Raw genomic sequence first — 25032 nt, forward strand, 5'->3', positions numbered from 1 at the left:
CCATGAATTGCGCAAGCCGCCATCCCGACCCGGGCAGCCCGGACGGGTTCGACCCGCGTTCCGGCTCGCTGATCGAGCGGGCCCTGTTCAACCACCGGCACTGGGTCCTGTTGCTGTGCCTGCTGACCACCCTGGTGCTGGGCTGGCAGTCCACGCGCCTGGAGCTCAATGCCAGTTTCGAGAAGATGATCCCCACCGGGCATCCCTATATCGCCAACTACCTGGAGCGGCAAAAGGAGCTGTCCGGCCTGGGCAATACCTTGCGCATTGCCGTCGCCAACACGCGCGGCGAAATCTATGACACGGCCTACCTGGACACTCTGCAGAAACTCAGCGAACGCATCTACCTGCTGCCCGGCGTCGATCGCGCCTACATGAAGTCGCTATGGACCCCGGCCACCCGCTGGGTCTCGGTGACCGAGGACGGACTCGATGGCGGCCCGGTCATCCCCGACGACTACAACGGCAGCCCCGAGTCCCTCGCCGAGCTGCGGCGCAACGTGCAGTTGTCCAACGAGATCGGCCAACTGGTGGCCTTCGACCAGCGCTCCAGCATCATCCAGGTCCCGCTGCTGGCCCGCACCCCGGACGGCAAGGCGCTGGACTATGCGGTACTGGCCGGACAACTGGAGGCGTTGCGCGGCGAGTTCGCCAAGGATGGCATCGCTATTCATGTCACCGGCTTCGCCAAGAAAGTCGGCGACCTGATCGATGGCCTGCAACAGATCCTGGTGTTCTTCGCCGTGGCCATCCTCATCACCACGGCGGTGCTCTACGCCTACACCCGCTGCGTGCGCAGCACCTTGCTGGTGGTGATCTGCTCGCTGGTTGCGGTGGTCTGGCAACTGGGGCTGCTGCCGCTCCTGGATTTCCAGCTCGATCCTTATTCGGTGCTGGTGCCGTTCCTGGTCTTCGCCATCGGCATGAGCCATGGCGCGCAGAAGATGAACGGGATCATGCAGGACATCGGGCGCGGCATGCACCGTGTGGTCGCTGCGCGCTTCACCTTCCGCCGCCTGTTCCTCGCCGGCCTCACCGCCTTGCTCTGCGATGCGGTGGGCTTCGCGGTGCTGATGATCATCCAGATCAAGGTGATCCAGGACCTGGCCATCATCGCCAGCATCGGTGTGGCGGTGCTGATCTTCACCAACCTGATCCTGCTGCCGGTGCTGCTCTCGTACGTCGGCGTCAGCCCCCGTGCTGCCGCGATCAGCCTGCGCAGCGAGCGCGCCGAGCAGAGCGGCAAGGCCCGGCATCCGTTCTGGCGTTTTCTCGACCTGTTCACCCGCAAGCCCTGGGCAAGCCTGTGCATTGGCGTCAGCCTGGTGCTGGCGGTGCTGGGTTTCCTGGTCAGCCTGCACCTGGCCATCGGTGACCTCGACGCCGGTGCCCCGGAACTGCGTGCCGACTCGCGCTACAACCGTGACGACGCCTTCATGACCCAGGCCTACGGCGCCAGCAGCGACCTGTTCGCGATCATGGTGCAGACCCCAGCCGGGGCCTGTGCGCGCTACGACGTGCTGCGCAAGGTGGACGAGCTGGACTGGCAGCTACGCAGCCTGCCGGGCGTGGATTCGACCAACTCCCTGGCGCTGCTCAACCGGCGCATGCTGGTCGGGTTGTCGGAGGGCAACCCCAAGTGGTACGAGCTGCAGAACAACCAGGCGATGCTCAACATGATCACCGCCAGCGCCCCGCGCGGCTTGTACAACGAGGCGTGCAACCTGCTGACGCTGTACGTCTACCTCACCGATCACAAGGCCGAGACCCTGACCCGGCTGGTGCAGCATGTGGAGGGTTTCGTCGCGGCCAATGACACCGCCGAGGTGAAATTCCTCCTGGCCGCCGGCAACGCGGGCATCGAGGCGGCGACCAATATCGTTGTGCGCGAGGCCAACCGCGAAATGCTGTTCTGGGTCTACGGCGCGGTGATCCTGCTGTGCCTGCTGACCTTCCGTTCCTGGCGCGCCACGCTCTGCGCGGTGATCCCGCTGATGCTCACCTCGATCCTCTGCGAAGCGCTGATGGTCTGGCTGGGCATCGGGGTCAAGGTCGCCACCTTGCCGGTGATCGCCCTGGGCGTGGGCATCGGTGTCGATTACGCGCTGTACGTGATGAGCATCCTGCTTGCCCACCTGCGCCAGGGCGCCAGTCTGTCCGAGGCCTATTACCGGGCCCTGGTGTCCACCGGCAAGGTGGTGATGCTGACCGGCGTGACCCTGGCCATCGGCGTCGGCACCTGGATGTTCTCGCCCATCAAGTTCCAGGCCGACATGGGCGTGCTGCTGGCCTTCATGTTCGTCTGGAACATGGTCGGCGCGCTGGTGCTGCTGCCGGCCCTGGCGCGTTTCCTCCTGCCGGTGCGTCCGGCGTCCCTCCCTACCGAATCGTCCGTACGCCAGGAGGTCTCCCATGCGTCGTGAAGCCCAGGCGGGTTTGCCGCAATCCCTGTTGTTGCTGCTGGGCAGTTGCCTGCCGGTCCTTGGCGCGGTACTGCTGGCCCCGGTGTTGCCACGGATGCAGGCGCACTTTGGCGACGATCCGCTGGTCTCGGTGCTGGTCCCGGTCAGCCTGACCATCCCGGCACTGGTGATCGCCTTGCTCGCGCCCTTCGCCGGCATCATCGCCGACCGTCTCGGGCGCAAGCCGCTGCTGCTCGGCTCGATGCTGCTCTACAGCCTGTTCGGCCTGCTGCCCTTGTGGCTGGAGTCGCTGCCGGCGATCGTCGCCAGTCGTGCCGGCCTGGGTCTGGCAGAGGCGGGGATCATGACCTGCTGTACCACCCTGATCGGCGATTACTACCAGGGCGCCCGGCGCGAACGCTTGTTCGCCTTGCAGATGGTCTGCACCTCGTTGTCGGCGGCGCTGTTCATTGCCGTGGGCGGGGCGCTGGGGCAGGAGAGCTGGCGCACACCCTACATGCTGTACGGCGTCGGGCTGCTGTTGCTGCCGCTGATGGCCTGGCTGCTCTGGGAAGGCGAGGCGAGCGAGGTCCGGCTGGAACGCGACGTCGCCGGCTTTCCGTGGGGCGCCCTATTGCCGCTGTACCTGTTCAGCCTGCTGGCGGGTATCAGCCTGTTCATCGTGCCGGTGCAGGCGGGCTTCCTGCTCGGCTTGCTGCATGTCGAATCGCCGCAGCAGATCGGCATGGTCATGGGCGCCAACCAGTTGGGCGTGATGCTCGGCGCCCTGGGCTTCCGCCTGTTGCATGGCTGGGCGCGCCAGCACGTGCTGGCGCTGGCCTTCGTTACCGCGGGCATCGGCGGCGGTCTGATGGCCCAGGCGCCGGATGCGCTGTGGCTGACCCCGGCCGTCGCCCTAAATGGCCTGGGCATCGGCCTGATGCTGCCGACCCTGATCACCTGGGTAATGTCCCGTGCCGGCATGGCCCAGCGCGGGCGCGCCACCGGTGGCTTCACTGCGGCGCTGTTCGCCGGCGAATTCGCTAGCCCGCTGGCGGTGCTGGCGCTGACCTCGGGCAGTGCGCAGGCACTCCCAGGTGCCCTGGCCGTGGTGGCGCTGGCGCAACTGCTGCTGGCCCTGGTCTGCCTGGCCTTGCCGCGCATCAGCCCGATGCCGGCACTGCCTTCTTCCCCGAACAAGATCTGATAGCGGAGTCCACATGCAAGCACTTCCCCCCTTCAAACGTGTCGTCACCGGCCATAGCGCCACCGGCACGGCCCTGGCGGCACTGGTTGGCGCCGTGCCCACCAGCCTCGAACTCAAGGCGGTGCCCGGTACGGTGTTCCATGAGGTCTGGAGCAGCGACGCCAGCCCGGCCGTGATCGATAATGGCGCGGACCCGACCCTCAGGCCGCTGGCGCTCAGCCCGTCCGCCCTTGGTAGCCTGATCCGCGTAGTGGATATTCCGCCGGACAGCGTGCAGAACCAGGTCAGTGCTGCCGATGCGGCGGCGGTGTTCGCCGAAATCGGCGAGTCCCATGCCGGCACCGGTACGGGCGAGTCCCGCCACAAGCTGATGCACCGCACCGAAACCCTCGACTACGACATCGTCACCGAAGGTGAAGTGTGGCTGGTGCTGGATGACGAGGACGTGCACCTCAAGCGCGGCGATATCGTGGTCCAGCGCGGCACCAACCATGCCTGGAGCAACCGCACCGAAGCGATGGCGCGGATGGTCTTCATCCTCCTCGACGGGCGTTATGCCGAGCCGCTGCAGGAGGTGCTGGCATGAAGCTCGCGACCCTGGCCGATGGCAGCCGCGACGGTCGTCTGCACCTGGTATCCCGGGACTTGCGCCGGGCGGTCGACGCCGGCGATATCGCCGCGACCTTGCAGGCGGCAATCGACGACTGGGCGCAGCTCGAACCGCGCCTGCTGGCTCGCTACCAAGCGTTGAACAGCGCCGCGCTGGACGCTGCCTTCGACTTCGATCCGCAGCAGGCCATGGCCCCGCTGCCGCGAGCCTGGCAATGGCTGGATGGCTCGTGCTTCCTCAGCCATGGCGAGCTGATGCAGCGCGCCTTCCGCCTCGATCCTATCGAAGGCGTCGAGGACACACCGTTGATGTACCAGGGCGCCGGCGACGATTTCCTCGGCCCGCGCCAGGACATCCCGCTGCCCAGTGAAGCCCATGGCATCGATTTCGAAGGCGAGTTCGCCGTAGTAGTGGACGAGGTGCCCCTGGGCTGCTCCGCCGAACAGGCGCTCGGGCATGTACGCCTGGTCCTGCAGCTCAACGATGTCAGCCTGCGTGCCCTGGCGCCCCGGGAAATGAAGACCGGCTTCGGCTTTGTCCAGGCCAAGTCGTCCTCCAGCTTCGCCCCGGTGGCGGTCACCCCGGATGAACTGGGCGAGGACTGGCACGAAGGCCGGGTGCACCTGCCCCTGCATGTACAGCGCAATGGCCAATGGTTCGGCCATCCCGACGGCGGCGCCATGCATTTCGGTTTCCACCAGTTGATCGCCCATGCGGCCCTGACCCGACGTCTTAGCGCCGGCACCGTGATAGGTTCGGGCACGGTGTCCAACGCCGACCGCAGCGTCGGTTCGGCCTGCATCGCCGAGCGCCGCGCAGTGGAAATGCTCGAGCACGGCTCGCCGCGTACCGCGTTCATGCACTTCGGCGAGCGCGTGCGCATGGAGGCCCGCTGCCGGGATGGCTCGCCACTGTTCGGCGCCATCGACCAGCAGGTGGTCCAGGCAGGTGCGCCATGCGCGTAATGGTCACCGGGGCGGGCGGGTTCCTGGGGCGTCAGTTGGTCCGGCGCCTGTTGGCCGCCGGGCAGTTGCGCGGCCGGCGCATCGAGGCGCTGATCTTGCTCGACCAGCAGCTCGACGGCTTTGCCGAAGACCCGCGCCTGCGTCATCTGGCCGGCAGTATCACCGACCCGGCGTTGCTGCGCAGGGGGCTGGCCGACGGGGTGGATGTGATCTTCCACCTGGTCAGCATCGCGGGCGGCGCGGCCGAGGAAAACTACGCGCTCGGCCGCCAGGTCAACCTGCTTGCCAGCCTGCAGTTGCTGGAGCTGCTGCGCAATGCGCAACGCCCGCCGGTACTGGTGTATGCCAGCAGCGTTGCGGTCTACGGCGCTGACCTGCCGTTGCGCATGGACGAGCAGCAACCGACACGCCCGGCGCTGTCCTATGGCGCGCACAAGCTGATGATCGAACAGCAGCTCGGCGATCTGGGCCGGCGCGGCGAAGTGGATGGCCGCGCCCTGCGCCTGCCCGGCATCGTCGCCCGGCCCGGCGACGGCGCCGGGCTGCGTTCGGCGTTCATGAGCGAGTTGTTGCAACGTTTCGCGGCCGGGCAGCGCTACACCTGCCCGGTCTCGCCCCAGGCCACGGCCTGGTGGATGTCGGCGGCCTGCTGCGTTGACAACCTGCTGCATGCCGCCGAATTCGAACTGCACGCTGGTGCGCCGTGCCGGGTGTGGCAACTGCCGGTGCTGCACCTGTCCATCGCTGCGGTGGTGGATGCGCTGGCGCAGGTCTTCGGTGAGGAACGCCGCAGCCTGATCGATTACCAGCCCGACCCGGCGCTGGAAGCGCTGTTCGGACGCTTCCCGCCGATGCGCACGCCCCTGGCCCGGCAGCGTGGTTTCCAGCATGACGGCACGGCCAGGGCACTGGTGCGCCAGGCCCTCGACCTTACCCAACGCGTCCGTGGTTCACGGGCGCTCACCGCAACCGCCTGAGAGGAATCCCCATGACCCCGAGTCGCAAACGCCGCCTGGTCGACCTGTCGGTGACCCTGGACAACAACCCTTACACCGATCCGCCGCCGTTGCTGCCGAAGATCGACTACATGGACCACCAGCAGGGCTGGCCGGAAATGGCCGCGATGTTTCCGGGGCTGGCCATCGAGCAGATGCCGGGCGCCGAGTCCTGGGCTGCCGAGCGCCTGTCCATCACTACCCACAGCGGTACCCATATGGACGCGCCCTGGCACTACGCCTCGACCACCGACGGCGGCAAGCCGGCCTTCGGTATCGACGAGCTACCGCTGGAATGGTGCCTGCAACCCGGGGTGAAGCTGGACTTCCGTCATCTGCCGGATGGGCATGTGGTCCGCGCGGCCGAGGTCGAAGCCGAGTTGCGGCGTATCGGCCATGAACTGCAGCCGCTGGACATCGTTCTGGTCAATACCCGGGCCGGCAGCCTGTTCGGCCAGCCGGGCTACCTGGATGCCGGCGTCGGCATGGGCCGCGAGGCCACCCTGTACCTGCTCGATCGCGGCGTGCGGGTGGTGGGTACCGATGCCTGGAGCTGGGATGCACCGTTCAGTTTTACCCGCCAGCGCTTCGCCGAAAGTGGCGATGCTTCGATCATCTGGGAAGGGCACAAGGCCGGGCGCGATATCGGCTACGGGCAGATGGAAAAACTGGCCAATCTCGACAACCTGCCGGCCAGCGGTTTCCTGGTGTCCTGCTTCCCGTACAAGATCAAGCACGCCTCCGCCGGCTTCGTTCGCGCCGTGGCGATCTTCGAAGAATAAGAACAGCGAGGTTCCCGTGCGTTTTCCCTTCCTGCTCACTGCGCTGGCATGTCTCGTGTCCGGCGCTGTCGTGGCTGCCGAGCGGCCGAATATCCTGCTGATCCTGGCCGACGACCTCGGCTACTCCGACCTGGGTTCGTTTGGTGGCGAGATCGCCACGCCCAACCTCGACCAACTGGCCGCCCATGGCCTGCAACTGACCCATATGTACGCCGCGCCGACCTGCTCGCCGACCCGGGCGATGCTGATGTCCGGCACCGACAACCACCTGGCCGGGCTGGGCACCATGGAGGAGGCGATCCAGCCGTTCCAGCGTGGCAAACCGGGGTATGAGGGCTACCTCAACCGGCAATCCCATTCGATTGCCGAACTGCTGCGCGAGGGTGGTTATCGCACCAGCATGGTCGGCAAGTGGCACCTTGGCCTTGGGCCCGACCAGGGCCCTGACCGGCGTGGTTTCGAGCAGTCGTTCACCCTGCTCGAAGGGGGGGGCGTGCACTTCAAGCCACCGGGGCAACCGACGGCGAAGATCGAACGTATTACCTATCGCGAGAATGGCCAGCCGGTGGAGTTGCCGGAGAATTTCTACTCCTCGGACTTCTACACCGACAAGCTGATCGACTACCTGCGCAAGGGCCAGGACAGCGGCAAGCCGTTCTTCGCCTACGCGGCCTACACCGCGCCGCACTGGCCGTTGCAGGCGCCGCAGGCCTGGCTGGAGAAGTTTCGCGGGCTGTATGACCAGGGCTACGACAAGGTCCGCCAGGCGCGCATCGAACGCCAGCGCGAGAAAGGCCTGCTGCCGGAAGGCTTCGTTGCCGCGCAGCGCCTGCCGGTGGCGGCGGACCTGCCGGGCTGGGAACAATTGAGCCCGCAGCAGCGACGGGTCGAGGCGCGCAAGATGGAGATCTACGCCGCCATGGTCGGCAACCTCGACTACAACATCGGACGCCTGCTGGACTACCTGAAAAGCACCGGGCAATACGACAACACCCTGGTGGTGTTCATGTCCGACAACGGCGCGGCAGGGGAGCGGCACGAGCAGTTCTACCCGGCGGGCGCCCATACCGATAACAGCCTGGAGAACCTGGGGCGGCGTGGCTCGCAGATCGACTACGGGCTGCGCTGGGCCGAGGTGAGTGCGGCGCCGCTGCGCCTGTTCAAGGGCAGTACGGCGGAAGGCGGGATCAGCGTGCCGGCGATCGTGCACATGCCTCGCTCGCTGGCGCGCCAGGGTGTGGAACATGGCGTGGCGCGGGTGGACGACCTGGCACCAACGTTCCTCGAGATAGCCGGGCTGGCGGTTCCCGAAGAGCAGGGCAAGCACCCGATCACCGGGCGTTCGATGCTGCCGATGCTGGAGGGCAAGGGTGCGCTGGAACGGCCGTTGGCCGGGGAGTTGTTCGGCAGCCTGTATTACCGCGAAGGCAACCTGAAGCTGCTCGGGCTGCGCCCCTGGGCGATGCCCGGGCAGGCGCCGCAGCCCACGCGCTGGCAACTGTTCGATGTGGCGCGGGACCGGGGTGAACTGGAGGACCTGGCCTCGCGCGAGCCGGAGGTGTTCGAGCGCTTGAAGCGGCAGTGGCAGGTGTATGCGAAGGAGGTTGGGGTGGTTGTGCCGCCGCGGAAGAACTGAAGATGGACGTTGCTTTTGATGGCCTCATCGCTGGCAAGCCAGCTCCCACAGGGATCGCGTAACCTGTGGGAGCTGGCTTGCCAGCGATGAGGCCATCAGCAACACATCAAAAAAGGGGGGTGTCATCCGACACCCCCCTTTTTGCATTCCCTCAATGCTTGGCCGGCGGCCCGCCCGGGAACCATTTCTCCTGGTAGTGGAACAGGAAATACTGCGAGTTATCCGCCCCTGGCGCGGCCACGCGGGCCGTCCACTGCTCGTCGTGCAGGTCCATGTCGGCGTCATATTCCACATGGCAGCCCATGGGGCTGTTGAAGTACCAGAACCAGTTCGATCCCAACTGGTGCCGTCCCGGGCCCCAGAACGACTCATAGCCTTTCTCGACGAAGCGCGTCCCGGCCACCAGCACCTCGGTCGGCCCGCCCATATGGAAGGTGAAGTGCTCGATGCCTTTCATGAACGGCGGGGTCTGGATCAGGAACAGGGTGTGATGGTCCTGGGTGCCGCCGGGCCGCAGGAACGGTCCGGTGTCGGCGAAACGGTCGGTGCAGACGAAGCCCAGGCGCTGGTAGAACGCCTCGGCCCGGTCCGGATCCGGCACGAAATACACCACATGGGACAGGCTGCGCGGCAAGGCCGGCATGTCGTTGCTCGCACCCAGCGCATTGACCGCACGCGCTGCCGGCGCGCCCGGGGCATGGCTGGCTTCGCCCGGCAGGTCGAGGGTTCGGCGCCGGGTGATGCGAAAACCGAGGGCGAAGCCCATGTCGTCCACGCAGCGCAGCACGCCATCCTCGCCGCGCTGCACTTCGCGGTCCTTGCCCAGCTCGGCCTCGATGGCCTGCAGGGTGGCTTCGTCGGCGACGCCGTACACGGTTTCGCGCAGGGTGGTGGCGGTTTCCATCGCCGGCGGCAGGCGTGGGTCGTGGCGCGGGCGGATCAGCACGCCAGTGCCATCGAGGGCCTCCAGCCAGCCGCCGCTTTCGTCGATATCGCAAGGCTTGAGACCGTAGTCGGTCATGTACTGCACGCAGTCGGCGACGTTGTCCACGCCGAAGACCAGGTAATCGGGTCCGATGATGTTCATGATGGTGTTCTATCCGGGGTTCAGGCGGTGCGGCCGCCGAGGGTTTCGGCGACCCAGTCGGCGATGTACTGGCCCGCATTGATGGAGTTGTCGAAGCTGGAGTGCTGCACGCCGCCCTCGCGGGAGGTGAAGATCTTCAGCTCGCGCTTGGGGCTGTTGACCAGTTGCTCGTAGGTGCGGTGTGCCCATTTGAGCGGGATCTGCGAGTCCTGCTCGCCGTGGGTGACCAGGAAGGGCACGCGGATCTTCTCGACGACGCCATCGAGGTGGACGTTCTCGGCGATCTGCATGAACGCCTCGATGTCCTTGCCGCCCCAGACCCAGCGCACATGCTCCCAGTAATGCGGCACCGGGAAGCTGCCTTCGCGCTCCAGGCGGCGTTTCTGCACATCGCGCCAGTCATGGTTGGCGCCCCACACTACGCCGCAGGCGAAGCGCGGTTCGAAGGCCACGGCGCGCGGGCAGTAGTAACCACCGAGGGACACGCCTTCGCAGCCGATGCGCTTGGGGTCGATGTCTGCGCGGTCCTGCAGCCAGTCCACCACGCGGCTGGCCCAATGCTCGGCGTCGTAGCGCGCCTTCAGGTCATGCAGGCGCAGGGCTTCGCCGGTGCCGGGCTGGTCGATCAGCAGCGAGGCCACGCCACGCTTGGCCAGCCATGCGGGCAGGCCGACGCGGTATTTCATTTCCTTGGTGGAGTCCAGGCCGTTGAGCTGGACCAGCACCGGTGCCGGGCCGCTGACCCCTTCGGCGCGCACGTAGAGGCCGGAGAGCACCTTGCCCTCGTAGGGGATTTCGACCCGTTCGCAATTCTCCTTCGACAGCGCGATGCCGCGGGCGAAGGTATCGAGGAAGCGCTGGTACAGCGCCATGCGCCCGGGGGCACCGTGGGCCTGGAGGCGTTCGCAGGTCAGGTAGTAGGTGGCCGCACGGTTGTATTTCTCACCGGCGGACAGCAGCCGGCCGCGGGCTTCGTCCTCGGCAGCCAGCTCGCAAAGCTTGTCGGCCATCCTCGCCCAGGTCTCGCGGAAGGCCCGGGTGCCTTCGGCATCAGGCTGTTTCGCGGCCTCTTGCAGCGGCTCGCACATCTCGACGATTTCGCCGATGCGGGCGCCCATTTCGATGGCCAGGTTGACCGAGAGGTTCCACACGTAGTTGCTCGGGAAGTAACGGAACATGGTTGTTTTCCTTCTTGTTATGCACGTCGCCGGCATGCGGCGCAGATCTGCCGAAGCACGCGGCGACCGCCCTTCGGGCAGCCGTTGCAAACTCGCACGGGCCTCGGGAATCGGACAAATCGCTTGTTCGGATGCCAGCTATCCGGGCACGCGATACATGGCGCGGGCCGATGCGTCGCATCGCCAGATGCGATTGGTGGAGCGGGGAATGAGGCGGGCAGGATGGGCGGCCGCGCACGACGCGCGGCTTTGCGAGGAGGATGCCCTTGTCCGTTTCCAGTGTGTTCGAAACCATCCCGTCCGCCGGCGCGTTCGCTCGTCTCAGCGTGGGCGGCAAGCTGTCGCTGGGCTTTGCCCTGGTGCTGGTATGCACCCTTGGCATGGGGCTGGCGGCCTGGTACGCGTTGCAGGTGAGCCAGGCCAACAGCGAGCGCTTGCGCGAGCTGGAGCGTTTGCAGAATCACCTGGCCGAGGCGCGGCAGGCGGAGAAGGCGTTCGCCTTGCTGGTCACTGACGAGTCCGCCGGGCAGGTGACCATGGCCTTGCAGAAGCTGCGCGACGAGTCGGTCGACGGGGATTTCGCCAGGCTTGGCATGGAGTACCTGCAGGGCTTCCAGGCTTATGCCAGGGCCCGCCTGCAAGCCCAGGATGCGCGACTGCGCATGCAGGAACTGGCACAGGGGGCGGGGCAACGGTTTGCCGGGGTGTTCCTCGATCAGCTGGATGACATCAATGCCGGGCTGGAGCAGGACCAGTCACCCGGCACGGCGGCCATGCAACTGCTGGAGGACGCCGCCGCGCTGCGCGAGCGGCTGGCCAACCTGCGTGACAGCGAGCTGTATTTCACCCTCGATCCGCAGCAGCGCTATCGCGACGACTGGATCAACCGGGTCAATGAACTGGGCAGCGCATTAAGCAGCCTGGCCGCCCGGCTTGAGGGAGAGCGTCGTCAGGCCCTGGATGAGGCCGCCGCGGCGCTTGAGGAGTACCGCCAGGCGTTCCTGCGCTACAGCGATAGCGGCGAGCAGGCCCTGGGCCAGCAGGCGGCGATGAGCAACGCGGCTCAGCAGGTGATTGCCGCCCTGGATGGTGAGCGCGAGCGTGCTGTCCAGGCCTGGGAAGTGCGACGTCGGCACCTGGACCTGCAACTGGCGCTTATGCTCGGGCTGGCCTTGCTGTCGAGCATCACGGCCTGCGTGTTGATCCGCCGCTCGATCGCCGTGCCTGTCCGGCAGATGCTGGCGCTGGCACAGCGGGTCGCCGCCGGGGATCTGCACGGGCGCCTGCCAAGGCTGGGACGCAGCGATGAACTGGGGCAATTGAACGAGGCAATCGGCGTGATGTTGCAGGCACTGCGGGATCTGGTCGGGCGCATCGGCGGGGATGCGGACCAACTGGATGTCGCCGCCGGCACCCTGGCCGGAATGGTCGAGCGCACGGGGCAGGGCGTGCGGGCGCAGCGGCGGCAGACCGGCGAGGTAATGCAGGCCATGCAGTTGATGACCCAGGCGACAGTGCAGGTCAATCAGCGGGTCGATGCAAGCCAGGCCAGCCTGGGGCAGGCCAGTTCCTTGATTCACGAAGGGGACCGGCTGGTGCGCGAGGCGAGCCAGAGTCTTCAGCGGTTGTCCGGGGAAATGGCGGCGGGGACTGCGGCCATGCAACTGCTGCAAAGCCAGAGCGAGGCCATTACCGGCGTGCTGGATGTGATCAGCGCGGTGGCCGAGCAGACCAATCTGCTGGCGTTGAATGCGGCGATCGAGGCTGCGCGGGCCGGGGAACATGGGCGAGGGTTCGCCGTGGTGGCGGACGAGGTGCGCGGATTGGCCAGCCGGACCCGGGCGTCCACCGGGGAGATCGACGGGATGATCCAGCGCCTGGGCGAGGTGACACGGACGGCGGCGGCCAGCCTGGATGACAGCCAGCGACTGACTGGTGAAGGTGTGGAACTGACGGCTCGGGCCAGTGCAGTGCTGGCGGCAATCACGGCGAGCATTGTCGAGGTGGAGAGTGCTGCCGGGCATATCGCCGAAGCGGCGCGGACCCAGCAGGATCTCGCCTGGCGGGTGGATGATGCGGCGGGCGAGGTGGAGCGAGTGGTGGAGCAGAATGCGGCGGAGTGTGCGCGGCTGGAGGAGGCGAGTGAGGGATTGCAGCGGCTGAGTGCGGGGTTGGGGGAGGCGCTGGGTGTATTTCGTTTAGAGCGCCGATGAGGCCGGCTGGATCCGGCTTCAAAAGCGCAGTCTTTTCATGCGTTGGCTTGGGACTTTTCCTATATACCACTGGTTGACCGGCAGTCAGGATTCCGGGGAATTCGTTCCCCGGGACATCCGCCATGGCCGTTCAATCCGATCTGCGCTTCACCTTCACCGCAGCAGCCGGTGAATTCGAAGTCGTCGAGTTCCACCTCACCGAGGCCCTTTCCGAAACCTTTCGCCTCGAAGTCGACCTGAGCAGCACCGATGCCGCCGTGAAGTTCGGCGAGATCCTCGACCGCCCCGCGCTGTTCACCCTCTGGCAGGGCGGCCAGCCCGTACGCTACGTCCACGGTTCGGTCAGCGGCTTCCAGCAAGGTGAGACCGGCTTTCGCCACACCCGCTACCGTGCGCTCGTCGAACCCCGCCTGGCCCGCCTGCAGCTGTGTTCGGACTGGCGCATCTTCCAGACCCTCAGCGTGCCCGACATCGCCAACGTGATGCTGAAAAAACACGCCCTCACCCTCGACTACGAACTGCGCGCCGCCAAGCCCCACACTGTCCGCGAATACTGCGTGCAGGCCGGCGACACCGACTATCACTTCGTCGAGCGCATCATGCGCGAAGAGGGCTTTTTCTATGGCTTCCTGCACAGTGAGGAAGGCCACCGCCTGATCCACTGCGACTACCTGTGGATCTTCGGCAAGCAGCCCGGCCCGCCGGTGGAATACAACCCCAAGCCCGGCGCCGACCGCCCGGGCCCGGCGCTGCACCGCTTCACCTACAGCGAGAACGTGCGCAGCGCCCGCCAGGTGCAGCGCGACTACAGCTTCAAGAACCCGAGATACACCGAGCAGAGCACGTACAAGGCCACCGACCTCGAGCACCAGGCGGACAGTTACGAGCGCTACGACTACCCTGGTCGCTACCGCGGAGAAAAGCCCGGCGAGGCCTTCAGCCGCAGCCGCCTGCTCGGCCTGCGCGGTGACGCCTGCCAGGTCATTGCCGAGGGCGACGATGCCCGGCTGGTCCCCGGCTTGTTTTTCGACATGGTGGGTCACCCCCGCGAGGACATGAACCGCGGCTGGCGCCCGGTGCACCTGGAGCACCACGGCAAGCAGTACGTCAGCCAGGAAGAAGATAGCGCCGATGCTGATCGTGGCACCCACTACAACTGCATCGCCACCCTGGTCCCGCACGACGCCGAATGGCGCCCCGAGCCGCTGCCCAAACCACGCATCGACGGCCCGCAGATGGCCACGGTAGTGGGGCCGCCGGGCGAGGAAATCTATTGCGATGAATACGGCCGGGTGAAGGTGCAGTTTCCGTGGGACCGGGAAGGCAAGAACGACGAACACAGCTCCTGCTGGATCCAGGTTTCGCAAGGCATCGCCGGAGCGCTATGGGGGCATATGGCAATCCCGCGCATCGGTCAGGGCGTGATTGTCAGCTACCAGAACGGGGACGCTGACCAGCCAGTGATCACCGGTCGATGCTACACGGCACTTCAGCGCCCGCCCTACGAACTGCCCGCAAACAAGACCCGAATGGTCTTCAAGAGCCAGACCCACAAGGGCAATGGTTTCAACGAGCTGAGCTTCGAGGACGAAGCGGGGCAGGAAGAAGTCTTCATCCATGCCCAGAGAAACCAGAGGAACGAAGTCAGGAACGACGAAACCACCCACGTCGGGAATGACCGCAGCGAGCAGGTGGACAACGACGAGAGCCTTACCGTCGGTCACGACCGCAAGAACACGGTGGGCAACGACGAGCAGGTGCTGATCGGGGAGAACCGGCGCCATGAGATTGGCGAACACGACGACCTGATAGTCGGCGGCAACCACAGCATCACCACGGCCGGGGACCGGACCGAAGAGGTCGGCAACGACCGTCATGACACCACGACCGCCGACCACCACATCGAGATCGGCGGGAATCTGCGACAGCAGGTGCAAGGCGACGTCATGTTGCAAGCGGGCCAGCGCATCGTCCACCGCACCCGGGTCCATGAAATCGGCAGCGCCGACACTCTGGTCCTCAAGGGCCCCGGCGGCACGCTGCGCATCGATGCTGCAGGCATCACGCTGGATGGCATCGCGCTCACGCTCAAGGGCCCCATGAACAAGCCCGCAGGAGGCAGCGGCAACAACCTGTCCCAGACCAGCAAGGTGCTGGAAGGCGAGCACGCCCTATGCGAAAGGAAAATCAAATGAAGGCGGGGAGGGCTGTCACGCATTTCCTCGAGCATCACCGCACGCCGGATGATTATCTTTACCTGCTGCTGGATGGCCTGGCCGACTGTGCGCCGGAGCACCCACTCAGTGTGCCGTCCCTGGTCCAGTCGCTTGGCGATGCTGCGGTCTCCCGCGTATTGCGCCCGGATCTTGCCCATACTCCCGACGCCTGTCCCGCGCTGGTTCAGTTGGCCAGGCCCGGTGAATCGCCAGCGCTGCAGCATCTCGAATGGAGTGCCGAGCGCGCATCCAGGGACACGGGCTACCACAAGCGTTATGTCTGCGGCTGGCTGCTCAGCCCGCAACCACTGGATATCATCGCCGGTCATATCGCAACGCGCTGCCACACCATTGCGGGCAAAGACGGGCGCCCCTTGCCCTGGTTCGAGCCACTCCGGCTGGAGTTGTTTTGCGCCACGGCGGTCAGTGAAAAATCCTGGCTGCTATGCCCCATCCGCTTCTGGTTACTACCGCTCAGTTGGGGCACTCATGCCGTGATACGCGGCACTGACGACCCGGCCGAGGTCGTGATGCCGGAGGCGGCTCACCAGGCCCAGCAGTGGGCACCGCTGATCAGCAACTTCCTCGGTATCTGGCAGCACCTTCTGCAACGCCCTGCCGGCTTCGCGCCGTGGCGCTGGACAGGAGACACCGTCCTGCCGCCACAGGCAGCCCTGCATGCGCTGCGTCTGGTCCGCGATGCCTACGCGTTCGGTCTTCGAAGTCATCGCGACATCATCGCCCTCTGCCTGCACCGGGTGTTCATCCACCCGCTGTTGCTGCGCCACCCGGAAATCCAGGCGCTCATCACCAAGGCCGGGTCAGGTGCTCTGGACCTGCAAGGCCACTTCGCCAGCCACTACAGCGAAGCCCTCTGGAAACGCACCTTCACTGATCTGCCCCATGCGAAGGACTATTCATGACCATCAGCTTCAGCGTCATTTCCGACATCGCCACCGGCGAGGCCTGTCCGGTCCCCAGCACCCTCTGCGCCACCTGCCAGCGCAGCGGCCTGCCCATCCTGCCCCTGCGCGCCGCCTATGCCCCTGCCCCCTGGGAGACCCAGTTGCGGCCATTGACCCCTGGCTCCGAGGTCCAGGCCGTGCGCATCGGCCTTGGGCAACCTCGCATCTTGCGCCAGGGCTATCTCTATGTGCTGCTCGACCGCCGCGAATGGCAGGCCTACGAGATTTCGCCCGAAGGGGCGCTGAGCCAGTTCCGCCCGTACCAGATGCCGCAGGAAGAACCCCGGCCACTGTGTGAGGCCTGTATCCGGGAGGATCACGACATCCCGGCATCCTTCATCAACATCGATGCCAACAAGTACTCCACCGCCTGGCTGGCCATTGCCAACGACCCCTGGCCCAAGGCGGTGCTGGATAGCTACCTGCACGGCGGCGTGGTCGACGGCGTTAACCTCGATGAACGCTTCCACCAACTCGACCTCAAGGCCGCGCGCAGCGACCCCGCCAGCGTCGGCATCGCCATGAGCGAAAGCGACCCGCAGCTCCAGCAGGTGCTCGAGTACGCGCAAAACATCCCCGGCGATTTTCGCAGCGTGCACGGCTTCTATGGTCGCCAGCACCGCCTGCGTGCCCTGAAGGGGCATCTGCGCAACGTGATCCAGGAACATGAACTGCCCAACGGCGTACTGGCCCTGGTGCTGCCTGACCCCATCGGCGTGGTCCAGGAGCTCAATGCCCAGCGTCTGCTCCGCCACCAGGCCATGCTGCAATGGTGTGCCGAACCGCAGCGCAGCTTCGAGTACTTCACCTCCCAGGCCTTGCTCGCGATCCGTGGGCATCAGATGGAAGTCGCGAAGGAAAGGGCGAAGAAGCGCGCGAAAGACGAAAACAAGTGGCGGAGCGAGCAGAACAACAACCCGATGGTCAATCCGACCCTGCCGATGCTCAATCGGAACTTTCCCCTGCTCGATGTCGAGGCGGAGACCGCGCGCCTGGCCCCGATCAAGCAAGCGGAGGCCAGGGAGCGCCTGGAAGAACGCTACGACGAGCAGTCCCGTGCGGCTTTCGAGGCGGACTTCGAGCATACCCTCGCTGGCTGGCAACAGGTCTTCGATGACGTTGCCGAACACTATGAGCACCACTACAAGGACGCGGCCTATCAGCGCGCGGCCAGGTATGACTACAGCATCACCGACCCGCGCTCGGTCGCGCTGTTCTTCCGCATGCAGGGGACCTGCCTGTCCGGTGGTGCGACCGAACAGAGAGGAGACGGCCCGCTGGGCCCAACCTTGCGGCTCTGGAAAACGCTGCTGGAGGATCACGACAGCCTGCTGTACCGGGCCCTGACTGCCGGGATGATCCCGCTGTTCGGAGAGCTGCAGGATGCTCTCGCCGGTGACGAGCGCACCCGGGTCTACCACGCCATCAAGACCTTTATCACCACCCAGGAAGCCAGGAACCTGATGTCCGGGCCCGTCCAGGACGCCATCGGCCAACTGCTGTCCGCGGCGGCGACGGCCAGCAGTCGTCTCGGCAACGAGCTGTCGGACAAGACCCGGACATTGCTGGGGCATCTGCACCGCGCGGCCCTGCTGCGCCACTTCGGGGTGGAGGCCACGCGAGTCACCGTTTCCCTCAAGGTGGGCGAGTACCTTCCGCTGCTCAACGAAGTGCTGCAGGAAAGCACCGATCGCTACATGACCCGGCTCGACCAGCAGTTCCGTAAGCCGGCCCAGCGCAAGGTGCGCGCCATGCTGCTGAGCAACACCCTGTCGGCGGCCGTGCCGGGCGCTCCAGGAAAGCTGGTCGAAGTCACGTTCTGGACCCTGGAAAAGGCCGAGTCCCTGAAGACCCGGCTGGACAAGCTAAGCGCCGGGGTCAGCGACGGCATTGGCGATGCCTTGCGCACGGTCACTGTCGGTGCCGAAGCAGTCCAAGGGGCCATGGACAACCTGGCGCGCAAGGTGACCCTCCATGCCGAGGGCTCCATCCAGCTGGCGCGGGAGTCGATGCACAGCATGCGCACCGCCGCTGTTGCCGGCACACCCGGCGCCAGCGCCATGGGGCTGGGCCTGATCAGCTTGTGGTTCCAGCAGGACAGCCTGCGCCGAAGCTATGCCAGCCTGCTCGATGCGGTGGGGGACAAGCATCCCGAAGCGGTGGCGGCGGTGATGTCGGCATCGATTGGTGTGATGGGGGCCGGTACGGAGGTTGTCGGTGGGACGATTCAGATGGTTCGGCCGGATCTGCACATGCCGACCCGGATTGTTGGACAGACAGTCGGGGTGGGGGCGCGGATCGTGCAGTACGGTGGGGCGCTGGTGGCGTTGGCTAGTGCGTTGGAGGGGTTGCAGTATGCGTTTGCGGCGGTTCGAGTAGGAGAAGTCGGAGATACAAAAGCAAGAGATGCTTACATAAGAGCGGCGATCATGGCCGGTCTTTCAGCAGGAGCAGGATTTGCAGGCTCTCTGGCGCCAGTCGCTATAGCACTTGCTCCGCTCGCAGTCAGTGTATTACTGGGCCTTGTTGCGTACGGCGTAGCGGTATGGGCGAAAAAGCAAGAGTCACAACCCCTTGAACTATGGGCGAGACAATCTCTTTGGGGAGTGCCAGAGACGTATCGTCGCTGGAAGAAGCCAGAGGACATGGATACGGCAATTGGTGTCTTGAACGCAGCCTTGTTGGGTTTGACTGCGGATGTGGGAATGGCGTTGAAAGCCGAGCAGACGGGCGGGCTTGCTATTGGTGACGCAATTCCGGCGGGACTCTTTCTGGACTACAAGCTCGTCCTGCCTGGGTATAAGGCTGATGTGTCAGGTTATGAATGGGCGTTGCAGGTATTCCGGCCAAACCACACTTTGGGAGAAACCATCGCGAGTGGTCGTAGCGGTGGGGTGAATGGTCCGTTACCGCCTCCGGCGAACTGGAAGAAACCGGGTTACCATCCGGAAACAACGGCGCCTGTCATTACGCAAAATGCCCAAACACTCGAGATTCAGGGTTCCATCAGTTTCTTTGGATATCTTGAAGTTCATGCTTTTGAACTCGAAGTCCTCTATTGGCCTGACAAGAGCGATAATTCAGGCTTCGCCCGACTGATCGTGAGAGAGGACAAGATCAAGGGACAAGTCAGGTTGGAACTCGCATGAAAGGACCGAGACTCAATCCACCCTGTCCTGGATGGCGAGAGGATTTGCCCACTCCCGAAGAGTCGCCGGTTATGGCTCCAGCGCTTGGTCTCGATACCCCCAATCATCAAGATGATGTTTTTCTGGAGTTGCCTCGGGCATCGGCTCTTGTTAGAGGGGTGGTGATATGGTTCGTGCCCCCCTCAGCCGTATCTCTTTTCATATCGTCATGGCTTTATCTATTTGCTGAGCGAACGCTGGTGATCGAAGAGTGGGTCATTCTTATCTCAACTTCACTCATTGGTATCTGGTTAACCCTATTTTTTTGGAAATTCGATGTATCTCCTCCCCGCGACCTGCCTCTTCGTTTCAACCGAGCTCGCCAACGCCTCTACGCCTACAACTTCAAATACCGCTGGTGGAACCCCTTCGAAAAGTGGCGGGTAGTGCCCGTTGCCTACGACTGGTCACAAGTCCGAGCCGAACGCTGGAGAAGAACCCACTTCACGGCCCAGGGCGGGGTCATCATCCAGTTCGGCGTCGAACTGTCCATCGTCAAACCCGGTACCAACCAAGTTATCGACCGCTTCCCCCTGACCGCCATGGGTGCCGACGAGCACGCTTGGGCCTACGTCTGCACCTACATGCAACAAGGCCCTGACGCGCTGCCTCCACCGGGGCCACCTCGAGACCATAACGATGTGCTGTGGTGCAACGTCGCCATGCTGCTGGCGCCGAAGGTCGAGTGGCCGGCCGATATGGACCTGGAGTCGAGGACCGCGCCATGAGCAGTTCCGCAAGCTGGCCCAGCGCAAGGTGTGGGCCATGCTGCTGAGCAATACCCTGTCGGCGGCCGTGTCGGATTCGAAGGAAGCCTCAGGCCGCCAACGGTGTCGCGCTCGCCATTTCCAGCAACTTCCCCCGTAGCCACGCCAGCACCGGATCCCGGTCCAGGCTGCGGTGCCAGCTCATGTACTCCTGCATCGCCGGCAGGTTGACCGGTGGCGCGACGATGCGCAGCGGCAGGTTGCGTGCATACAGCCGGGCCAGGCGGCCATGTACCGTGGCCACGCGCTGGGTGCCGATCACCAGTTGCGGCAGGGTGTTGAAGTCGTGGGTGATCACTTCGAGCCGGCGCTTGCAGCCGTATTCGCTCATGAACCATTCCTCGATCCCCGGCGTGCGACTGCGCCCGAATACCACCGAGACATGCCCCAGCTCCAGGTATTGCTCCAGGGTCAGGCGTTCGCCCACCGCCTGGTTGTCCTGGCACACCACGCAGACGTGCTGTTCTTCGAAAAGCAACTGCGACGGGTGCTCCTTCACGATGTAGTGGTCCGGCGCGATCATCAGGTCCACTTCCCCGCGCATCAGCATTTCCCGTGCGGTTTCGCCAGGGCTGATCAGTTCGAAGGTCATCAGCGGCGCGTGCCGGTTGATCTCGCGGATGACTTCGGCGAACAGCACGCTGATCAGGTAGTCGGAGGCCATGATGCGGAAATGCCGCTTGCTTTCGGCGATGTCCTGCACCGGCTTGGCGGTGATCGAGGTCTGGATCTTGAGCAGCACTTCGCGCACCGGAATTTCCAGGTCGCGGGCCAGTGGGGTGAGCATCATCTTGCGCCCGACCTGGACCAGCAGGTCGTCCTCGAAGTAGGTGCGCAGCCTGCCCAGCACCCCGCTGGTGGCCGATTGGGTCATGTGCAGACGTTCGGCGGCTCGGGTGATGTTCTGCTCTTCGAGCAGGACATCCAGCGCCACCAGGAGGTTCAGGTCCAGGTGTTTGAAGCGCATGGCAGGCATCTCGTTGTTGTATTTATTTTCGCGATACCCTGCATCCCCAGTAACGATTAGTCAAATCCTTCCCCGGTTCCTAGCCTGTGCTTCCAGCCTCCTGCCCGAGGGCTGATCCAGACAACAAGAACAAGGGAAATACGCATGAGCGATATCAACAGAGTACTGATCGTGGGCGGCGGCATCGGCGGCCTGTGCGCAGCGATCGCGCTGCGGCGCCAGGGGGTCGAGGTCGACCTGGTGGAGATCAAGTCGGAGTGGACGGTGTACGGTGTCGGCATCATCCAGCAGAGCAACGTGGTCCGGGAAATGGCTCGCCTCGGGGTGCTCGATCGCTACCTGGACGCTGCCTACCCCTTCGAGGACGTCGGCATCTACGACCTGCAGGGCAAGGCCCTGGCGCGCATTCCCGGGCAGCGCCTGGCCGGTCCGCAATACCCGGCCAACGTCGGCATCTCGCGCCTGGCCCTGCATCAGGTGCTGAGCGATACCGCCATCGAACTCGGTACCCGGGTACGCCTCGGCATCAGCGTGGCTTCCTATGAAGAGTTTGCCCTCGACCTCAATGTCAGTTTCACCGACGGCTCCAGCGGCCGCTACGACCTGATGATCGGTGCCGACGGCGTGTATTCGAAGATCCGCGGCCTGCTCTACGGGGATAGCTATACCCCACGCTTCACCGGCCAGGCCGTGTGGCGCTACAACTTCCCCCGGCATCCCTCCATCGACCACCTGGCCAGCTACACCGGCGCCGAAGGCAATGCCGGGCTGGTGCCGTTGTCGGACGGCCTGATGTACATGTTCTCTACCTCCCATGAGCCGGAAAACCCCTGGTTCGAGAAGGACCAGCTGGCCGCCACCATGCGCGACCGCATCGCCGGAATCGGCGGGCTGGTCGGCGAGCTGCGCGAGCAGATCACCGATGACAGCCAGGTGGTCTACAAGCCGATGGAAGTGCTGTTCGTTGATGACCCGTGGTTCAAGGGCCGGGTGATCCTGATCGGCGATGCGGCCCATGCCACCACGCCGCACCTGGGGCAGGGTGCCGGGATGGCCATCGAGGATGCCCTGGTGCTGGCCGAGGAACTGTTCGGCGACGGTGACCTGCGGACCCGCTTGCAACGCTTCATGATGCGCCGCTTCGATCGCTGCAAGTACATCGCCGAAAACTCGATCCTGGCTGGCGAACGGGAAATGGCCCGGGATGCCGGGTTCGACCGGGTCGGGCTGACCAAAGCGATGCTGGCGCGTACGGCCGAGCCGATCTGAACATTGATCGGGAGAGCAACATGGGCCCTGTGGGAGCTGGCTTGCCAGCGATAGCTCTAGTGAATTCCCCATCGCTATCGCTGGCAAGCCAGCTCCCACAGGGCCGTGAATCATGTGGAGAAAAACAAGCGTGTCGAACGTTCCTGTTCTGCTATGCCACGAACACCACCTGCAAGAAGGCCAGGCCCGCGGCTTCGACCCCTGGCACCAGGGCCGCGACACCGTCCTCGCCTTGAAGTGGAAGGGCCAGATCAAGGCCTACCGCAACCTGTGCCCGCACCTCGATGTCGCCATGCAATACCGCAAGGACCGTTTCATGTCCGGCGACGGCCAGCACATCGTCTGTTTCGCCCACGGCGCGCTGTTCGATCCCGCCGACGGTTCCTGCCTGCTGGGCCCTTGCCTGGGTCAGTCACTCCAGGCCCTGGAAATCCACCAGGACGAGCAACTCAACCTGTGGATTCACTAGATTGATAACGTGTACACAAAATCAACCCTAAAGATTCACGATGCTTCGGCCGAAAACCAATAGATGGCAGGTTGCCATTATCTGACCAATGGATCAACTTCTGCCTGGATCGTGACTCTTTCATGAGAATAAAAACCAAGCTTGCCCTTGCCTTCATATCCGTCGCCATCCTCCCGGTCAGCCTGGTCGGCATCATGGCCGTAAGCAATACCCGGTCTGACGCGGTGAGCCAGTTCCTCGACAGCAGCACCCGTGAAATCCGCCAGATCGACGGCAACATGCGGCAGTTCTTCGAAGGAACGCAGCAGAACGTCGATCAGATGGCCAAGGATCCTGTATACACCTCTGTCACCAGCCTGAAACATTACCAGGGCCCGAATGCTGCGCAGCAGCCGTTGCCGGAATCCGCCAGGCAAGTGATCGCCCGCTTCGCCCAGTACGGCGAGACCCACCCGGCCGCGGCCATCCTGTCCATCGGCCTGGAAGACGGCAGCTATGCCAAGTGGCCGGATGATCCGAAACTGGCCAACTACGATCCGCGCACCCGTCCCTGGTACAAGGCGGCCATGGCCAGCCCCGACAGGACCGTACGCACCAGCGCGTATTACTACGACAAGGACGATGTCGCGCTGGTCGGCACCGCTCGCGCCATGCTCGACGAGGCCGGCAAGGCCAAGGGTGTGTTCGTGGTCAGCGTTTCCCTGAAAAACCTCACCGAACTGGTCAAGAGCATCAAGCTGGGTGACAGCGGCTACGTGATGCTGATCGAAAACGACATCGTGCTGGTCGACCCCCGTGACAGCGCCCACAGCTTCAAGCCGCTCAAGGACCTGGGCGAACCTTATGCCAGGCTGGCCGCGACCACCCAGGGCTCGACGGCGGTGGAAATCGGTGGGACCCGCTACATGGCCAATGTCTGGACCTCGCCCGGCCTGGGCTGGCGCTTCGTCGGCCTGATCGAGGAGCAGGAAGTGATGGCCACGGCCACGCGCATGACCTGGCTCACCGCCGGCATCGTGATCGTGCTGGGCTTGCTGTTCGCGGTGATCGCGGCGGCGTTCTCGCGGGTTATCGTCAAGCCGATCGGCCAGGTCAGCAGCGGCCTGCAGTCGATTGCCGAGGGCGAGGGCGACCTGCGCCAGGACCTGCGAGTCCACGGCAAGGACGAAACCGCCGAACTGGCAGGCTGGTTCAACAAGTTCCTCGCGGCGATCCGTCAACTGATCCAGCGCATCGGCGCGGCCTCCACCAACCTGCATGACGCGTCCCGGGCCAACAGCGAGATGGCCGGGAACATGAACGAGGCCGCCGGTCGCCAGCGCGAGGCGGTGGAACTGGTGTCCACCGCGTTCAACGAAATGGTCGCCACCGCCAATGAAGTGGCACGTTCCTGCAGCAGCGCGGCCGACTCCGCGGAGAACGGCCATCGCCGGGTGGCTGAAGGCAAGCAGCAGATCGAGCAGACCACCGAGAACGTCAACCGCCTGGGCAGCCGCCTGGTGGAGTCGTCCCAGGCCATGCTCGAACTGGAGGCCGGCAGCCGCAGTATCAACCAGATACTCGGTACCATTCGCGGTATCGCCGAGCAGACCAACCTGCTGGCGCTCAACGCGGCCATCGAGGCGGCGCGGGCGGGAGACCAGGGCCGGGGCTTCGCCGTGGTCGCCGACGAGGTACGCGCGCTGGCCAAGCGCACCTCCGATTCCACCGGGGAAATCGACCAGTTGCTCAACAGCCTCGGCAGCAAGACCCAGGAAGTCTCGGAGAAGATGGAAAGCTGCCTGGACCTGTCCCGGGCCAGTGTCTCGTCCATCGAAAACGCGCGGGACAGCTTCGAAGGCATCCAGCTTTCGGTCAACGAGATCCGCGACCAGAACCTGCAGATCTCGGCAGCGGCCGAAGAGCAGCACAGCGTCGCCGAGGAGATCAACCGGCATATCCAGCAGATCTACGACGAGGCGCGGGTGGTGGAGCAACTGGCGGGTTCGGCGCGGGAGGATTCGGGACGGCTTTCGGAGCTGTCGCAGGAATTGCACCAACTGGTGGGGCGGTTCAAGTCGTAACGCCGTGATGGCCCTTTCAACCCCTTGTTTTCGCATAGCATTTTTCGCTTCTT

General features: G+C 64.8%; 18 protein-coding genes. 15 read left to right on the forward strand and 3 right to left on the reverse strand.

The window, feature by feature from the left end:
* The first annotated feature begins 2 nt into the window (after positions 1–2).
* The 7 genes from N7650_RS07310 to N7650_RS07340 are packed head-to-tail and all read left to right on the forward strand — an operon-like array spanning position 3 to position 8597.
* The gene (locus N7650_RS07310; RefSeq protein ID WP_279897663.1) at positions 3–2423 is read left to right on the forward strand and encodes an MMPL family transporter; all 2421 of its coding nucleotides are present in this window, start codon (positions 3–5) and stop codon (positions 2421–2423) included.
* Entirely contained in the window at positions 2413–3609 is a 1197-nt protein-coding gene (locus N7650_RS07315; RefSeq protein ID WP_279897664.1) for an MFS transporter, read from the forward strand. The genes N7650_RS07310 and N7650_RS07315 overlap by 11 nt, the downstream gene beginning before the upstream one ends.
* Before the next feature lie 13 nt (positions 3610–3622).
* Positions 3623–4195 carry a cupin domain-containing protein gene (locus N7650_RS07320; protein ID WP_279897665.1) on the forward strand — a complete coding sequence of 191 codons (573 nt, stop codon included), beginning with the start codon at positions 3623–3625 and terminating at the stop codon, positions 4193–4195.
* Entirely contained in the window at positions 4192–5184 is a 993-nt protein-coding gene (locus N7650_RS07325) for a fumarylacetoacetate hydrolase family protein (RefSeq protein WP_009402998.1), read from the forward strand. The genes N7650_RS07320 and N7650_RS07325 overlap by 4 nt, the downstream gene beginning before the upstream one ends.
* A complete protein-coding gene (locus N7650_RS07330) occupies positions 5175–6161 on the forward strand; it encodes an NAD-dependent epimerase/dehydratase family protein (protein ID WP_037061290.1) in 987 nt (328 codons plus the stop codon). Before N7650_RS07325 ends, N7650_RS07330 begins: the two co-directional genes overlap by 10 nt.
* Before the next feature lie 11 nt (positions 6162–6172).
* Positions 6173–6961, forward strand: a complete 789-nt coding sequence (locus N7650_RS07335; protein WP_009402996.1) for a cyclase family protein — start codon at positions 6173–6175, stop codon at positions 6959–6961.
* A gap of 16 nt (positions 6962–6977) precedes the next feature.
* A complete protein-coding gene (locus N7650_RS07340; RefSeq protein ID WP_279897667.1) occupies positions 6978–8597 on the forward strand; it encodes a sulfatase-like hydrolase/transferase in 1620 nt (539 codons plus the stop codon).
* Between the two features lie 151 nt (positions 8598–8748).
* Here N7650_RS07340 and N7650_RS07345 read toward each other — a convergent pair whose 3' ends face one another.
* The gene (locus N7650_RS07345; protein ID WP_009402994.1) at positions 8749–9684 is read right to left on the reverse strand and encodes a VOC family protein; all 936 of its coding nucleotides are present in this window, start codon (positions 9682–9684) and stop codon (positions 8749–8751) included.
* Between the two features lie 20 nt (positions 9685–9704).
* The gene (locus N7650_RS07350) at positions 9705–10862 is read right to left on the reverse strand and encodes a prolyl oligopeptidase family serine peptidase (RefSeq protein ID WP_279897668.1); all 1158 of its coding nucleotides are present in this window, start codon (positions 10860–10862) and stop codon (positions 9705–9707) included.
* Positions 10863–11122: 260 nt separating this feature from the next.
* Here N7650_RS07350 and N7650_RS07355 point away from each other — a divergent pair, with 260 nt between their 5' ends.
* From N7650_RS07355 to N7650_RS07375, 5 genes are all read left to right on the forward strand, one after another.
* Positions 11123–13075, forward strand: a complete 1953-nt coding sequence (locus tag N7650_RS07355; protein ID WP_279897670.1) for a methyl-accepting chemotaxis protein — start codon at positions 11123–11125, stop codon at positions 13073–13075.
* 122 nt (positions 13076–13197) lie between these two features.
* Positions 13198–15270, forward strand: coding sequence for a type VI secretion system tip protein TssI/VgrG (gene tssI / locus N7650_RS07360; protein ID WP_279897672.1), 2073 nt, complete (start codon positions 13198–13200; stop codon positions 15268–15270).
* On the forward strand, positions 15267–16214 hold the full coding sequence (locus N7650_RS07365; protein ID WP_009402989.1) for a hypothetical protein: 948 nt from the start codon (positions 15267–15269) through the stop codon (positions 16212–16214). Before tssI ends, N7650_RS07365 begins: the two co-directional genes overlap by 4 nt.
* Positions 16211–19405, forward strand: a complete 3195-nt coding sequence (locus N7650_RS07370) for a T6SS effector BTH_I2691 family protein (protein ID WP_279897673.1) — start codon at positions 16211–16213, stop codon at positions 19403–19405. Before N7650_RS07365 ends, N7650_RS07370 begins: the two co-directional genes overlap by 4 nt.
* A gap of 71 nt (positions 19406–19476) precedes the next feature.
* Positions 19477–20172, forward strand: a complete 696-nt coding sequence (locus N7650_RS07375) for a DUF6708 domain-containing protein (protein ID WP_009402987.1) — start codon at positions 19477–19479, stop codon at positions 20170–20172.
* A gap of 88 nt (positions 20173–20260) precedes the next feature.
* Here N7650_RS07375 and N7650_RS07380 read toward each other — a convergent pair whose 3' ends face one another.
* Positions 20261–21178, reverse strand: coding sequence for a LysR family transcriptional regulator (locus N7650_RS07380; protein ID WP_009402986.1), 918 nt, complete (start codon positions 21176–21178; stop codon positions 20261–20263).
* 144 nt (positions 21179–21322) lie between these two features.
* On the opposite strand from N7650_RS07380, the gene N7650_RS07385 reads away from it, so the two are divergent.
* From N7650_RS07385 to N7650_RS07395, 3 genes are all read left to right on the forward strand, one after another.
* Positions 21323–22447 (forward strand): FAD-dependent oxidoreductase, encoded by a 1125-nt coding sequence (locus tag N7650_RS07385; protein WP_279897675.1) that lies wholly within the window; start codon positions 21323–21325, stop codon positions 22445–22447.
* 130 nt (positions 22448–22577) lie between these two features.
* Entirely contained in the window at positions 22578–22916 is a 339-nt protein-coding gene (locus tag N7650_RS07390) for a Rieske (2Fe-2S) protein (RefSeq protein WP_009402984.1), read from the forward strand.
* Positions 22917–23038: 122 nt separating this feature from the next.
* The gene (locus tag N7650_RS07395) at positions 23039–24979 is read left to right on the forward strand and encodes a methyl-accepting chemotaxis protein (RefSeq protein ID WP_279897676.1); all 1941 of its coding nucleotides are present in this window, start codon (positions 23039–23041) and stop codon (positions 24977–24979) included.
* Positions 24980–25032: the final 53 nt, after the last annotated feature.

The organism is Pseudomonas sp. GD04058, assembly GCF_029836855.1.
GTDB classification, from domain to species: Bacteria; Pseudomonadota; Gammaproteobacteria; order Pseudomonadales; family Pseudomonadaceae; genus Aquipseudomonas; species Aquipseudomonas bharatica.